This is a genomic window from Caballeronia insecticola (assembly GCF_000402035.1).
GTDB lineage: Bacteria > Pseudomonadota > Gammaproteobacteria > Burkholderiales > Burkholderiaceae > Caballeronia > Caballeronia insecticola.
Genome location: NC_021294.1, coordinates 474054 through 489274 on the forward strand (window position 1 = coordinate 474054; position 15221 = coordinate 489274).

At 65.7% G+C, this 15221-nt stretch carries 10 protein-coding genes; 1 reads left to right on the forward strand and 9 read right to left on the reverse strand.

The features are described from left to right. Positions 1-18 precede the first annotated feature (18 nt). The 8 genes from BRPE64_RS16305 to BRPE64_RS33725 all read right to left on the reverse strand — a co-directional run bounded on the left by BRPE64_RS16305 (position 19) and on the right by BRPE64_RS33725 (position 13657). Complete coding sequence (locus tag BRPE64_RS16305; RefSeq protein WP_016354571.1) at positions 19-4674, reverse strand: cellulose synthase subunit BcsC-related outer membrane protein; 4656 nt, start codon at positions 4672-4674, stop codon at positions 19-21. Then, complete coding sequence (gene bcsZ, locus BRPE64_RS16310; protein WP_016354572.1) at positions 4668-5819, reverse strand: cellulose synthase complex periplasmic endoglucanase BcsZ; 1152 nt, start codon at positions 5817-5819, stop codon at positions 4668-4670. Before bcsZ ends, BRPE64_RS16305 begins: the two co-directional genes overlap by 7 nt. 1 nt (position 5820) lies before the next feature. Then, complete coding sequence (gene bcsB / locus BRPE64_RS16315; protein ID WP_016354573.1) at positions 5821-8328, reverse strand: cellulose biosynthesis cyclic di-GMP-binding regulatory protein BcsB; 2508 nt, start codon at positions 8326-8328, stop codon at positions 5821-5823. After that, positions 8328-10541 (reverse strand): UDP-forming cellulose synthase catalytic subunit, encoded by a 2214-nt coding sequence (gene bcsA, locus BRPE64_RS16320; RefSeq protein WP_016354574.1) that lies wholly within the window; start codon positions 10539-10541, stop codon positions 8328-8330. Before bcsA ends, bcsB begins: the two co-directional genes overlap by 1 nt. Then, on the reverse strand, positions 10538-11326 hold the full coding sequence (bcsQ, locus tag BRPE64_RS16325; protein ID WP_016354575.1) for a cellulose biosynthesis protein BcsQ: 789 nt from the start codon (positions 11324-11326) through the stop codon (positions 10538-10540). Before bcsQ ends, bcsA begins: the two co-directional genes overlap by 4 nt. Beyond that, entirely contained in the window at positions 11323-12090 is a 768-nt protein-coding gene (bcsP, locus tag BRPE64_RS16330; protein ID WP_016354576.1) for a cellulose biosynthesis protein BcsP, read from the reverse strand. The genes bcsQ and bcsP overlap by 4 nt, the downstream gene beginning before the upstream one ends. 125 nt (positions 12091-12215) lie before the next feature. After that, a complete protein-coding gene (gene bcsD / locus BRPE64_RS16335) occupies positions 12216-12668 on the reverse strand; it encodes a cellulose biosynthesis protein BcsD (protein ID WP_044042308.1) in 453 nt (150 codons plus the stop codon). A gap of 554 nt (positions 12669-13222) precedes the next feature. Then, a complete protein-coding gene (locus tag BRPE64_RS33725; RefSeq protein WP_232519255.1) occupies positions 13223-13657 on the reverse strand; it encodes a hypothetical protein in 435 nt (144 codons plus the stop codon). Between the two features lie 216 nt (positions 13658-13873). Between BRPE64_RS33725 and BRPE64_RS16345 the strand changes: the two genes are divergently transcribed. Further along, positions 13874-14488, forward strand: coding sequence for an NAD(P)-dependent oxidoreductase (locus tag BRPE64_RS16345; RefSeq protein WP_016354580.1), 615 nt, complete (start codon positions 13874-13876; stop codon positions 14486-14488). A gap of 60 nt (positions 14489-14548) precedes the next feature. Here BRPE64_RS16345 and BRPE64_RS16350 read toward each other — a convergent pair whose 3' ends face one another. Beyond that, a complete protein-coding gene (locus BRPE64_RS16350; RefSeq protein WP_016354581.1) occupies positions 14549-14950 on the reverse strand; it encodes a DUF3331 domain-containing protein in 402 nt (133 codons plus the stop codon). Positions 14951-15221 lie beyond the last annotated feature (271 nt).

The window sequence follows — 15221 nt, forward strand, 5'->3', positions numbered from 1 at the left end:
CGCGCACCCGCAAGAACCTCAATTCGCCAACGACAAATACGGCGAGCTAAACGCCTGCGGCGGGAACGCCGGCTGCACGCCGCCCTGACGCGTGAACGTGTAGCGCACGTACACCGCCGCAAGCCACTCGCGATACTGATACGCATTGCCGAACGACGCCGTCGCGCCGACCGCCAGTTGCGGCGCGAGCTGGTATTCGCCGGTCGCGTTGAGCGAGTACGACACGCCCGTCTTGCTCTGGCCGGGATACACCGCGCCCGCGTCCGGCGCGGCTCCCGAGTTCGCCGCAATCGACTGGAAGGTCGAGTTCGTCGGGAAATAGTTCGACGAATCCTGACGATAATGCTGAACGCCGATCGAGCCCTTCAGGTCGTACGTGAACGGCCCCGTGCGTCCCGCGTATTCGACCGGGAAGTTGAGGATCACGTACTGCTGCGGGCTGAAGTAGCCGCCCTGACCGTAGGTGAAGTACGACAGGTTTTTGTCGTAGTGCATCAGCGTGGTGTTCGCGCCGATCGTGAGCGTCTGGTCCGCATCCTTGATGAGGCGCGTATAGATGCCGCCGCCGCCCTTCACCGCGTTGTTGGTCGCGACGTTCTTGCCGTCGAGGAACTGGTACGCCGCGTTCACGTACACGCCGCTCGTGCCGTCGTCCCAGGCGAGATCGGCGCGTCCGCCCGTCGATGTCACGCCGCCCCATTCGAGGCCCGCGCCCTGATCGCGCGCGCCGGCGTAGGAGAGCAGGCTGTCGGTGACGGCGCGCCGCGCGATGGCGAGCGAATACGACACCTTGTCGGTCACGGCGTTCTGATACTGCAATCCCCCGACGATGTTGGTCTCGCGGAAGCCGAGCGGCGTCGTGCCGACATCGCCCTTGAAGTTGCGATTTTCATAGCCGAGCGACAAGCCGACGCCCGTCGCCGTCTGCGAGCCGTAGTTGTTGGAGGGCGGCGTCGTGGTGGCGCCAAGTCCCGAACCGAAGCGCGCGAGCGTGTTCGGTTCGTTGCTGGCCGTGCCGGCGTCGAGCGTGACGGGCGTCGCGCGCACGATCACGTGACCATTGCCCGCCTTGATGCGGCCTTCGATCGGCGCTTCGATGTCGGTCAGGTTCGAGAGGCCGTCCTCGCCGTCGCGGCTGCGGAAGATGATGCCGCCCGAGATCGTGCTGGCCTGTTCGCGGTTGATCTGCGCGAGTTCTTCCGCGACGCCCGCCGTCTGCGAGTTCGCGACCGGCGCGGGAATGCCGCCGGCGCTCATCGTCGCGGCTGCAACCGCACGCGGCGACTGCGCTTGCGACGGGTAGTAAGGCTGCGCATAACCGGCCGGCGGCTGCGGAATGTACGGCTGCTGGGCGTACTGCTGCGGCGGGTAGTAAGGCTGGGGCGCGTACGGTTGCGGCTGCTGTCCGTAGGGCGCCTGCGCGTATTGGTTTTGCTGGGCGTATTGCTGCGGCGGCGCGCCGTAGTAGGCGTTCGCGGAAGCCGCCGCGCTCGTCTTGCGCGACGACGCCGCCGCACGCTTCGAAGCGGACGCACTCGTGCGATTGCCGGCTGCGGGCGGCGGAACATATCGGCCGGATTGCGCATCGCGCGCGCCGGGCGACATTGGCCACGGCGATGCATACGGGTCCTGCTGAGTCCCGTAGGGCGCTTGCTGCGGATACGGCTGCTGCTGATAGGCTTGCTGCTGCGGGTAAGCCTGCTGCGGATACGGTTGTTGCGGATACGGTTGCTGCGGATAACCCTGCTGCTGCGGATAAGCCTGATAAGGCTGCGCCGGATACGCCCCCGACGCACCCCCATCCTGTCCCGGATACGGCTGAAGCGGCGCACCCGATTGTCCCGAGCCGTACATGTCGGGACCATAGCCGCCGCTCGCGGGCGCGCGTGGCGCGGCGGGCGCGGGCATCATCGGCGGGGCGGAGGAAGGCGCCACGTAGGGCGTCGTGTAGGTCGCGGGCTGGGGAGGCGGCAGATAGTTCGGCACGGGCTGCGAGTAACTCTGTGGAATGGCCTGGCGATACGACGCGCCGGCGGCGAGCGCCGAATTCGACGCCGTATCGACGGCCGTCTTGCCTTCGAACGGATTGGTGCCGGGCAGCGGATTCGAGCCGATGCGGCTCATCGCGGTTTCCCAGCCCGGCGGAACATTGCCGCGCGCCTGAGCCGACGTCGCCACCGGCGTATTCGCCGCCAGGAGCGAGCGTTGCAGGAACTGCGCGGCGAGATCGAGCTTGCCCTGCGCGCGATACATCCGGCCGATCGCGGCGAGCACGCTCGGATCGTTCGGCGCGGTGTCGTAAGCCTGATTCGCGAGCGATTCCGCCAGCTTGAAATCACGCACGCCGCTCGCTGCGGACATCGCCGCCGTCTGCAAGGCGATATCGTCGGGGCGGCGCGCGAGCGCGTTCTGATAGCACGCGAGCGCGTTGCGGTCGTCACCCGCCGACGTGTACATGCGGCCGAGCGCGGCTTGCAGATCCGCGTTGTCGGGCATGGCGGCGAGCCACGGCGAAATCACGTCGTAGGCGGCGGCGAGATCGCCCTGCCGGCGCACGACATCCGCCCGCGCGACGACGATGCCCACGTTCAGATTGTTGAAGTCGGCGCGCTGTTGCGTGGTGAGCGGCATCGACTGGAGGCGGCGCATCACCGAGCCGAGTTCGGCGTCCTGTTGCGTTGCCGACAAAATGCCCGCGTATTGCAGCAGAAGACCGGTGTCGTTCGGCGCATTGGCGATCGCCCCGCGCACGAGCGACAGCGCTCGCGACGGATCGCCCGCCTTCACGTACGCCGACGCCACCGCGCCCGTCAGCTCGGCATTGCCGGCCGCGACCGGTTCCGCGCGACGCAGGATCGACAGCGCCTGCTGACGCTGGCCCGCAGCGGCGGCGCGCGTCGCGAGTTCGGCTTGCTGCTGCACCCACAAGCGATGCTGCAGGCCGATCATCGCGGGCGTGCGCTGCGCGGCGGGAATCCGGTCGAGTTGTGCGAGACCCGCCGCCCAGTCCTGCGTTTCGGCGGACAGCAACGCGCTTGCGTACAGCGCGTCGGTCATGTCGGGATGGGTCGCGAGCAGGCCGTCCATCATGCTGCGCGCATTGCCGACCGCGCCCTGACGCACGTAAATGCGCGCGAGATCGAGCCGTAGCCACGGGTCGTCGGGATTGTTGAGCAGCGCGTCTTCGAAGAGGCTGCGCGCCGCGCCGAGATCGCCACGCGCTTCGGCGGCGCGCGCCTGTGCCGCCTGCGCTTCGCCGCGCAGCTTGTTGATGCCGCCGGCTTTCGCCTGCTGCTCCGTGTTCAGCCGATTGGCGAATTCGAGCGCTTCCTCGCCGCGTCCCTGCGCGGCCAGCGCGCCGACGAGTCCGCGAATGGCATCGGGATTGTCGGCCTGACGGCGCAACGCCATGCGATACGCCTGCTCCGCGCCGCGCGGATCGCCGTTGGCGAGCAGCATTTCGCCGAGCAGCGTCTGCGCGGTGACATCGGACGGATTGATGGCGATAGCGCGCTCGAACAGCGCCTTCGCCTGCGCGATCTGACCGTTGCTGCGCGCGCCGATGGCGTCGCTCGTATAAGTCCAGTAGGTCGCGCTCGTGAGCGCGTCTTTCCAGCGCGCCGGATTGCCGGCACGCGACGCGCGTTCGAGATACGTGCGCGCCTCCGCGAAACGTTCCTGCTTGAGCGCCGCGACGCCCATGCCGCCGAGCGCGTCGGCGTCGTTCGGATTGCTCGCGAGCACGGATGAAAAGCGCGCCCGCGCCGTCGCGATATCGCCTCGGTCGAGCGCCGTGAAACCTTCCGCGACGGTGCGCCCGCGCGCATCGACGACGGCGTCGGCTTGCGCGCGTTCGCGGGCGGATTTGTCCTGCTGCACCATCGAATCGAAGCGTGCCTTGACGGCGGCATCGTCCGGCGCGACTTGCAAATACGCCTGAAAGAGCGGCGCATCCGATGCGCGCGCGCCGAGCCACAACAGCGCCTGCCGCCAGCTTTTCTTCGCGTCGGCGCCGACCGCGCTGTCGTTCGCGAGCTTCGCGAGCCGCGCGATGCCGTCGCGCCGCGTCGAATCGCGATAGGTCAGATGCTGCGCGTAGGCGAGCTGATAGCGCGGCTCGTCGGGGTTGTCGCGCGCCAGTTGTTCGAGACCGCGCCGGGCTTCGTCCCAGCCTTGCGGCGTTGCCGCGAGCGCCTGGTAGTACTCCAGTTGCAGTTGCGGCGTCGTGGGCTTGCCTTCGATCGCGCGCTTGTATTCCTGCACCGCCGACGCGCTCTGGCCGCTTTGCGCGAGACGCCGCGCGTCGTTGACGGTTTGGTCGCGCGAACTGGTTTCGCCGAGACGCCGGCCGAGTTCGTCGATATTCGGATAATTCGGCGCGACCTGACGAAGCTGCGCGAGATATTGCTGCGCGCCGCTGCCGTCCTTGCGATCGGCGAGCACCATGCCCATGCCGAAGAGCGCATCGGGCTGCTTCGGATTGATGCGCAGCACTTTCTGCCACGCCTGTTCCGCGAGATCGCCGCGACGGTGCGCTTGCCAGTACTTGCCCTGGTCGATGAGCACGTTCAGCGGATCGGCCGCGGCCTGCGCGACGGCGAGCAGCGGTGCGCTCGCCGCGAGCGCCGCCGCGACGTGAATCGCCAGCGCGCGTTTTCTTGCCCGGATCAGCATGCGCTTCTCCACTTCGGCAAGAGACGGCCGTTTTCATCGAAGCGATAACGCCCGTCGATGAAACCGCCGCCGAACAGGCCCAGCACGCGGTCGTAGTAGACCGGTTCGCGGCCGGCGCCCGGCGGCGCGACCAGCGCTTCGAGATGCGTGCGGGCGAGACCCAAACTGCGCTCGTCGTTCAGTGCCTTGAAATACGGCGCGAGCGCGCCCCAGTAAGACAGCGGACCTTCGCCGGTCGCTGCGCCGCTGATGGTCGAGACCTTCTCCGGCGGGAAGCCGTTCTGCGCGACGCTCTGGCGCATGCCGCCGAGCGCATCGAGCCACGGCCGCGCGAGCGGATCGCCGCTTGCCGTCATGCCGGCCCAGAGATAGACGCGGATCGCATCATAACTGCCGATGTCGCCGTTCTTCGGATCGACGACGAACTGGCCGTTCTGGCTGGTTTGATAAGCGGCCCAGTCCGGCGCATAGCCGCGCGGCGCGGTGACCTTGATCATCTTCGCGGCGCTCTGCGCGAGCGCATTCCACGGGCCGTCGGGCATTTCGTGCGCGAGGCCGCGCAGCAGCGGCAGCGGCAGATAGCTCGGATTCAGACGCGTGACGTCGCCGGTGCGAAAGCCTTGCGGGCCGGGCAGGAGCATCGGCCCCAAGCCCGGCAGATCGACGATCTCCTGCTTCACGATCTGCGTCGCGAGCGCGTAGGCGAGCTTCGTGTACATCGGTTCCTTCCACAGCCGGCCAGCCTGGAACAGGTCGTAGGCGATCCACAGGTCCGAGTCGCTGGCGGAATTCGGGTCCATCACGCCGAACGAGCCGTCTTGCTTTCTGCCCCATTGCCACGCGGGCAGGCGCACGTTGTTCGCATCGAACTGATTGGCCGAGAGATTCGCGCGCGTCCAGCCGAGCAGGCGCTCGAAGGTGGCGCGGTCGTTGGCGACGAGCGCGAAGAACATGCCGTAGGACTGACTTTCGGACGTGGTTTGCTGCGTGTCGGTCGAGCGGTCGACGACGCGGCCATCCGCCTGCACGACACGCTCGACGAAAAGGCGATACGCCGGCCAGTCGCAGGGCTGCGCGGCGGTGGCGCTCGCCGCCGAAGCGGCGATCAATGCACCGGCAAAAACATGGGCGGTGGATACCCGCATATCAATCCCTCAGGCGCCGCGCGGCGATCGCGCGCAGCGTACGGTAGAACAGGGCAGCGATGATGAGCGCGGCAAACAGTCCGCCGAGCACCAGCAGGAGCGGATGCGACGACAGCGCCCAGCGCATGTAATGCATCGGCGACAAATGGCCGACGAAGTAGGCCTCGCCGTTCGACGTCACCGTCACCGTGCGGCCGTGGATCACGGCCATCGCGCCCTGGATGGACGGCAGCAGGTCGTTGTCGAGCAGGGCGGCGGACAGATCGGCGTCGGACTGACCTGCCGCGCTGATGAGCGCCACCGCGCTGCGTCCGCTCTTGAGCGGCGATTCGAAGCCGGTCAAAAGCGCGTCGCCGTTCGAGCTGACGAGCGAGAGATCCGCACGCGCCGGCGCGCGTTCCGGGCCTTGCTCGCCGTGCCACCAGTCGACCAGCTTGAACGCGACGTCGGAGAGCTGGAAGGTGCGCGCGTCGCCGTCGCCGGAGAAAGGCATCTGCTTGGCCCAGCGTTGCAGCAACGGCTGGCGTCCCGGCGAGCCGAGAATCAGCAGATCCTTGTCGGCGAAGCGGTCGACGTCGTTCGCGCTCGTCACGGTGACGCCCGTCACCGGATAACCCGTCGATGCGCCCATGCGGCCCATTTCCAGCAGATACAGGCTGTAGTCGGCCGAGTTCGGCTCGTTCGGCATGACGACCGCCGTCTGCGAGAGATCGGCCAGACGCGTGAACGGGAAGCCGCCGTTGGCGAACGCGGCCAGATCGGGCAGCGCCATGTAGTGCGGAAAGCCGGAGAGATCGATGGTCGAATTCGGATCGATCGCGCCGACGACGTTATCCAGCACGCGTCCCTGACATTCGCCGGTCTTCGGGATGTCGTAATAGAAATGCAGGCGCAACTGCGCGCGCGGCGTGATGAGCAGCGGCGGAATGAAAATCTCGCGGCGCGCGGCGACGGTCTTGTCCGGCAGCACGCGGCTGAAATACTGGCCGAGATCGAAGGTCGACGTGGACACCGCCGGAATCCGCAGCGATTGCACGAAGCCGCTGTTCACGCTGATGTTGAGCGACGAGCGGTCCGGCGCGGGGCGCACGGTGTAGCGGTAGCCGAGGTCGATCGGCACGCCCTTGGTCTGCCACATGAAGAGGTCGGGCGGCACGCGCAGATTCACGCGCACGGCGTCGGCATCGTAGCCGTGGGCGCTCAGGTCGCGCGCTTCCGCGAGTTCGCCGAAGCGCACGGGGCGGTCGGTCGGCAGCCAGTTCGGCGCGTCGTAGGGGCGGCGCGGTTGCAGATCGGTGAACTGCGTGATGGTTGCGCTCGTGCCGCTCAACGTGTTCTGGCCGACGCCCAGCGCTTTCGCGGCGGTCTTCAGGTCGTTGTCGTCGCGGCCGAGCACGAGCAGAAGGCGGCCGCGCGCGTTGGCGTCGCGTTCGACGACTGCGATGGTCGGGCCGGACACCGGCGGAATGTCGACGCCCGCGATCTTCGCGTCGCCGGTGGCGAACACGATGGCGTTGCCCGAGAGCGGCACGTTGTCGCTCTGCGCCGGGAAGATGGCGCCGCGATAGCCCGCGAGCGAGCCGAAGTACGACGCCACGGTGCCCGCCGCTTCCAGTTCGGCCAGGCTCGGCTTGCCCGCGAAGACGAAGGGCAGTTCGAGGCGACGCACGTCGCGGCGGTCGAAGAACGGTTGCGGGAGCGCGGCGAGATCGGGCTTGTTCGCGATCGACGCATACGTGAGATCGAGCGAACTCGCGTTGCTGACGGTGGCCCAGAGCGTCGAGTTCGACGGATCTTCGCACTGCTGCGTGTAGTGGCCGATCAACTGCACGTTGAGGTGGTTGAACTCGGTGATGAAGCGCGGATCGATGGCCACGTCGCGCGCGACCAGCATGCCCGCCTGGTCGCGCGGCACGGGCAGCGTCGCGGCCACTTCGCCGTTGATGAGCACTTTGAGCTGCGAGATCGCAGGCAACAGAGACGGCGAGTAGCTATAGATCAGATGCAGGATCGCGCCGGTCACGACTTCGTCGCCGCGCACCGAAAACGCGATGCCGTTCTGGCCGTCGGTGCCGCGCAGTTGCAGCGGATCGAGCGCGCCGTAATCGGCGAAGGTCAGCGTCTGGCGGCGTCCGCCCGGAACCAGCGTGCCCGGATCGGCCGTGGTCGGCACGCGCGAGGCGAGCGGCTTCTCGGGCTTGCCGGAGAACGCGGGTACGGGCATCGCGAGCGCGGGCTGCGGAATCGTGAGCGGGTTGTAGACGGCGGCCGGACTCGGCGCGGGCACGGCGCCGACGCCGGTGGCCTGCTGCGCGCCGGCGGATGCGCTTCCCGAAGCAGCGGCAGGCGCGGTTGCAGCCGCAGTCGCCGCCGACGCGAGCGGCGCGGCGAGCGCCGTCTGCAACGCCATCCAGACGGCCAGCGCGCGGCCCAGCGGTCTTTCGCAAAAACGCGGCGTGCGCTCGCCCGTTTCGTTTTCAACGCGCAACTTCGACATACCCGTGCCCATTATTGGTCTTTGGTTTTCAGCTTCTTCACATCGACTGGGCGCTTGTTCATCCAGGTACGAAGGTCGCTGTACAAATGCTCGAATAAACCTGCAATGCCGCGCGTGCCCACCAGCAGCACGTGCGACAACCCCCGCAGCGGCGTATCCGGACGGCGGCCTTCGGACCAGCCGGTCCATGCATCGGCGCGCGCGAACGTCGTCTTGACGAAGTCGTATTCCTGCTCGCGCGTGAGTTGCGAAAAGCGCAGGCCGACGCGGCCCGGCTCGGTATAGCCGACGCTCGCCGGGAACGCGTATTCCTCGTCGCCGCGGAAGAGCGAGACGGTGACGCGCTCGTGCATCGGCACTTCGATCTTGTTCGGCAGGGCGACGCCCACGCCGCCTTCCGAGTAGTCGATGGTCTCGCACGCGAGCGTGCGGCCGGTCGAGAACTTGAGCATCACGGGCATCTTCATCGACACGCGATGCGTCGCGCGAACCTGGCGCCGCTCGCTCGCCGCCGCCACGGACGCGCCGAGAATCAGCATGTTGTAGACGGTCCAGCAGAGATTGAGGATGGTCGTATTCACTTCGCTGCGCACGTGCCAGTACATGACGATATGCACGATGCCCGCGATGAAGCCGAGCAGATTCAGCAGCAGAAGCAGCAGATAAGGACGCGAGATGTACCAGTCGAAATAGTCTTTCGAGATCTGGCCGCCTTTGGCCGTCACGTTGAACTTGCCGAGCTTCGGATTGATGACGGCGAGCAGCGTCGGCGCGGTGATGTACGACGCCAGCACCGATTCATACACTTCCGCCCAGAACGAATGGCGGAAGCTGCGCTGCATCCGCGAGTTCGTGATGCTCGCGTGCATCATGTGCGGCAGCGCGAAGATCGCGATGGTGCTCGCCGCCGCCTCGATCACGTGCGCGCCGAAGAACAGATACGACAGCGGCGCGGTGAGGAACACGAGGCGCGGCACGCCGTAGAAGAAGTGCAGCATGCCGTTCAGATAGCACAGCCGCTGGCCGATCTTGAGGCCCTTGCCCGTAAGCGGATTGTCGATGCGGAAAATCTGCGTCATGCCGCGCGCCCAGCGAATGCGCTGCCCGATATGCCCCGAGAGACTTTCGGTCGCAAGCCCCGCGGCCTGCGGAATCGCGAGATACGCAGTCGTATAGCCGAGCCGATGCAGCTTGAGCGCCGTGTGCGCATCTTCGGTGACGGTCTCGACCGCAATGCCGCCGATTTCCTCGACCATCGAGCGGCGCAACACCGCGCACGAGCCGCAGAAGAACGTGGCGTTCCACAGATCGTTGCCGTCCTGCACGAGGCCGTAGAACAGTTCGCCTTCGTTCGGCACCTTGCGGAACGTGCCGAGATTGCGCTCGAACGGGTCGGGCGAGAAGAAGTGGTGCGGCGTCTGCAACATCGACAGCAGCTTGTCGCGCAGGAACCAGCCGAGGCAGATTTGCAGGAAGGAACGCGTCGGGATGTGGTCGCAGTCGAAGATCGCGAGGAATTCGCCCTTGGTGATCTTCAGCGCCTCGTTGATGTTGCCCGCCTTCGCGTGACGGTTGTGCGTGCGGATCGTCCAGTTGACGCCCACTTCCTCGCAGAAGGTCTTGAACTCGGGGCGGCGGCCATCGTCGAGCACATGGATCGACAGCTTATCAGCCGGATAGTCGAGCGCGAGCGCCGCGTAGATGGTCGGCTTCACCACCGAAAGCGGCTCGTTGTAGGTCGGAATGAAGACGTCGATGGTCGGCCACAGGCTGCGATCGGCGGGCAGCGGCAGCGGCTTGCGCTTCAGCGGCCACGCGGTCTGAAAGTAGCCGAGCAGCAGCACGAGCGCCGCGTAGACTTCGGCCGCGACGAGCAGCAGACCCCAGGCGGCGTCGAGCGGACGCTCCCAGTAGGTCGTTTCGGTGAGACGCCAGAACATGTAGCGGCCCGATGCCACCACCGAGAGCATGATCATCACGAGCGTCGCGTACTGGCCTTGCAGACGCCGGAAGCCGAGTGCGCACACAAAGCAGATCGTCGCAAAGATGAGTTGCTGGCCGAACGCGAGCGGCACCGTCACGACGAAGTACAGCGCGCAAACGGCGATGGCCGTCAGCAGGACCACGACGATGCGGCTGCTCCAGATGCCCGAATCGACGAAACGTTCGAGACGCGAAGTCGCCACGCTGACTTCGGTTTCCGGCGACGGCTTGGCGGCGCTCATGCGAGTTTCCTCGGCGAGACGACCATCGCATCGACGGCGGAAAGCAGCCAGTCGCCGCACGCGCGCAGATCGGCGGCGGCTTGCGAGAGCGGATCGTAATGAATGAGCGTCGTGTCGCACGCAAGCGACTCGGAGACGCCTTCGTCCAGATGGATGACGCCCGGAAACATCTTCGCGCCGAGCATGTTGCGCAGCACCTTCAACACGTCTTTGCTCAGCTGACGCGACTGATCGACCTGATTGACGACATATCCCTGGCCCGCGAAATCCTGACGCGGCGCGGCGTAGGCTTCGATCATGCGTTCCATGCCGGGGATCGCGGCGTAAGAGGCGGCATCGGCCAGCACCACGTTCAGCGCGAAGTTCGCCGCCGTGAGCGCGGTGCGCGTGTAGACCGACGAGCCGGGCGGCGTATCGACGATCACGATGTCGTTGGCATCGAGCGCGAGCGATGCGAGCGCATGCGCGAGCCAGGCGGGATCGTTGTCGACGAGCGCTTCGAAGCGGCGGCGGTCGTCTTCGATCACGGCGCCGTAGGGCAGCACGGTCACGCCGTCGACGCCGTCGAACATCACGGTCTGCCACGGGTCGCCTGCGAGCGTCGCGCGCGAGATGCCGTCGATGCTGTCGAGCGGAATGCCGAAGTGCAGCCGCAGTGCGTTCTGCGGATCGAGATCGAGCACGATCACGCGACGGCTGCGCGCGGCGAGCACCGAAGCGAGATTGGCGGCGAGGGTCGTCTTGCCGACGCCGCCTTTCGCGGAAACTACCGTGATGACTTTCATGAGCGTGGGAGGCGGCTCGCGCGGTCGGCGCTTGCTTGTGTGTTCGAGGATTCGCCGGCGTGCGGGCTGGCGTGGCGCAGGCGGTCGAACATGGCGTCGAGCGAACCGGCGGGTGCGCTTGCGGCGGTCTGCGTCTGCGGTTTGAAGAGCTTGCCGAGAATCGATTGCGACGCGGCGGGCGCGGGTTCGGATACGGGCGGCACTGCCTGCGCGGGTGCGCGGCGCGCGAGAAAGCTCGATCCGAACGTGGAAGCTCCGCGTTCAGGCTGCGGCGCGGCTTGTCTAACGGCGTTGGCGTTGTTCGCGACCGGTTTGGACTCGACCGGCGCCTGAACGGGCGGGATGCCTGTCACGGGAGCGGCGGCGGAATCCGGCGTCGCGCCGGTTTCATTCGAGGCGGATTCGCCGAGCACCGAAAAGCGCAAGGCGCTGAGCGACTCCGCTGCCGGCGCCTTGACAGGCGGAATCGTCCGGCGATGCGGACGCGTGAAGAGCTGCTGCCTGCCGCGCAGGATCGGAGTCGGCGTCGCCGCTGCGCTCGCTTCGGTATCCGGCTCGGCCGCGTGCGAGCGAAGAGCGTTCGTCTGCACGTCGCGGCGCGGCGCGATTTCAGGGATGGTCGGCTGTGCGAAGTCCAGCGTGGCGAGCAGCGGCCAGCGGGTGCGCGCCGTCTTGGCCTCGTTCTCCCGGCCGATTTCCTGATAATCGCCTGCATTGCCGCCGAAATGATCGAACAGCTTCTCGATGTCGCGCGAAGTATTCATGGTGCCGCTTCCTCGTCGTGCCTGCCTTGCCTGATGCCTGGCCTGTGGCTGCTATCTGGAACCGCCCTGCGGGGCGATCGATGCCGCCGCTTCGAGGCGGCGGTCGGAATGGCTTGGTGCGCTTCTCAAGCGGCGCGTGCGAGCCTGAATTCGATGCCCGCGTCGTCGCCGAACTCACTCGCCTGCCGGATCGCGAGTCCTTGCGCGCCCAGGGCGGCGAGCCACTGCTGATAGGCGCCTTCGAGAAACGCCGGGGTCCACGCGAGCGCGCTCTCGCCGAAGGCGGGCAAGGGCGCGCAGTAATGCACGATGCTCAAATAGTCGCGCTCGTCCGCAAGCTCGACGAAGCCCCAGTCGCTGTCGCGCCACAGCGCGTTGAGCGCGTCGGCGAGTGACGCCGTGGAATCGCACGGCGGCAACGGACGGGCAGCGGCGAAACGGCTGCCGACCCGATGCATCAGCTGACGCAGTTCCGTGCGCCCGATCTGCGCTTCGAATTCGTCGGCGAGCGCGGCCAGCAACCCGCGCCATTGACGGGACGTGTGGCTGTCCAACAGGTAATCGAAAATAGCGGCCATGTTTTCGTTCGGCAGGCGCAGGCCACACCGTGTGATTGTTCGTCGTGTTTACGTCTTCGCGGGCTCCACCTTTAACCCGCAAGCATTGATCCGGACGTTTGTCCAGGCGCTATTACACGTCTGAACTTACTTCAATGCGGTTTTTTTCGCCAGTAGAAAGACTATCAGCGGATTGTTTTGTCGGATCGGGCGAAAAGGGCGGACTAGAGGGTCCAGTTTGAGGGTTCGGCGAAGGCATGCTTGAACGAAACATCGACAAGCGTCGCGCGGTGCTCGTTGCCCGGCGCGGCCCGCCCGCAGCGGAGCGGCAGTGTACCATCTCGTTAATCGAACAATAATCGGCCGGCGCTGTGAATCCTACTGATTGACATTTGTGGGAGGCGCTTGCCGTCGAGCAGTAACTGTCTGGCGGAAGGGGTTTGATTCGTCATACTGAGTGCTTACGTGCAACACATCAATAGTATGAGGTTTATAGCCTCGCGGTTTTATCGAATATCGGCGATAACCATAAAAAAAGCGCCCCGAGTGGGGCGCTTCGCATGAAATCCGGACGTTCAGAGATTGGCGCGAACGGCGTCTCTGACGGCGTCCATCACGATGCCGTAATCAAGCGGGATGTCCAGCGAATCGGAGTAACCGGAATCTTCAGCGGACTCCTTCGGCACTGCGCGAACCGGAATCGGCTCATAGGCGGTTTCGCCTGCCGGATTTTCGCGTCCTTCGATGGCACCCTGCAATTGCGGATTCTTCACAATTAACTCCTCCGGTAATGGAGCGGCGAGGAACTGCAATATAAACCAATCCAATGACAATTTGACGAACTTCGATATGAAAACTCGTTCCGAGACCGCTGCGGACGGCACGCCGGGGTTTGCCGCTGCGCCGCGTCCCGGCAAGAGCGCGGGGCTCTCTAGTTTAATGGCGTCGCGCGCGGATGAATGTGCTCGCCCATTATGACGGTAGTGTGTCGATATTCCGGCCGGCATCATAAAATCGGCCCGGAAATTGCATGACCATTATCTCATTACGTATGTTTTTAATAATCTTCGTGCGCGATTCGATTCTCCGATATCGTCTTATCGCGGAACAAATCATGACAAGAGCGTCGCTGCGCGATAGTTTGTTTCCCTTTATCATGAAACCGGTTGCACAGTAGAGGTGCGTGCAAGGTGCAAATGCCAGGAACAAAAAAGGAGGGAGTGGTAATGAGCAAAATCGCGATCATCGGAGCGACGGGCAATGTCGGAAGCCGGCTCGTCGAGGAAGCGTTGCGTCGCGGACACACGATCACGGCGCTCGCTCGGGATACGTCGGTCGTTCAGGCGCGGCCGGAGGTGGGCACTGTCAATGTCGACGCCCTCGACGCGGACGCGCTCGCAACGGCCCTCGCGGGACACGACGCGGTCTTCAGCGCAACACGCTTCGAGCCGATTCCCGCCAGCGCGATCGTCGAGCCGGTAAAGCGCGCGGGCGTGCCGCGCCTGCTGGTCGTGGGCGGAGCGGGCAGCCTGTACGCGGCACCGGGCCAGCGCGTGCTCGATCTCCCTGACTTTCCCGCCGCCTACAAGGCGGAGGCCACGGCGGGCGCGGCTTTTCTCGACGCGTTGCGCCGCGAGCGTGATCTGGACTGGACTTTCGTGTCGCCATCAGCCGAGTTCGTGCCCGGCCCGCGCACGCAGAAATTCCGTCTCGGCGTGGACGAACTGCTCGTCGACAACAGCGGCCGAAGCTGGATCTCGTACGACGACTACGCGATCGCCTTCCTCGACGAGTTCGAAAGCGACGCCCACGTCAGGCAACGCATCACGGTTGGATATTGAGGACGCAACGAAACGCGCGGCCGGCTCGCGCCGCCCGTTTCCACCTGCATTCCGCCCGCGTCACTCGTGCAGATCGACTTCCATTTCTTCGCTGTTCTTCGGCATGGCGGCGGCGAGGATCATCGCGGCTGCGTTCTGCGGCTTCGGATCGCGCTGCGACGGGCGATACACCTGATCGCCGCGATGAATCGGCATCCCTGAAAGCGAACACACGCCCTCGGCCGTCGCGGTCGTCGCGCGCCATCCCTGATAACCGTAGTGACAGAAACCGGGGTCGGACCAGTAAACGAGCGCCGTCGCGCTGCTCGGACGCTCGATCACCCGGACGATCGCCTGAGGAAACGGCAGGCCGTCATCGGCGTGATGCGCGTGCGTGCGGTTCCAGTCGAGCGTCAGGCGTTCGAGAAACGTGCTTTCAGCACGCGCGGACTTCTGGGATGGGGCAGTACGAACGACGTCCATAGGCGTCGCTTCGAGCTGGTGAACCGTCTGTGACCACGGGTCCGCTCTTTTCGAAAAAGCTGTCATGGCATTGTTCCAGGCTTTGACTCGACCTAGAACGTAAGGCATTAAGCATATTCCGATAAATACTGCATCGGTGAATACACTATCCCGTTGTTACGAATAATCGAACGACCTCCGGTGAAACCCTTATCCGGCAAGGCTCCGCGGCCGTGCAGCGGGCCGCTCGGCCACCCGGCGGACGGGCCCGGCAGCCATAAACCCTGCTCGC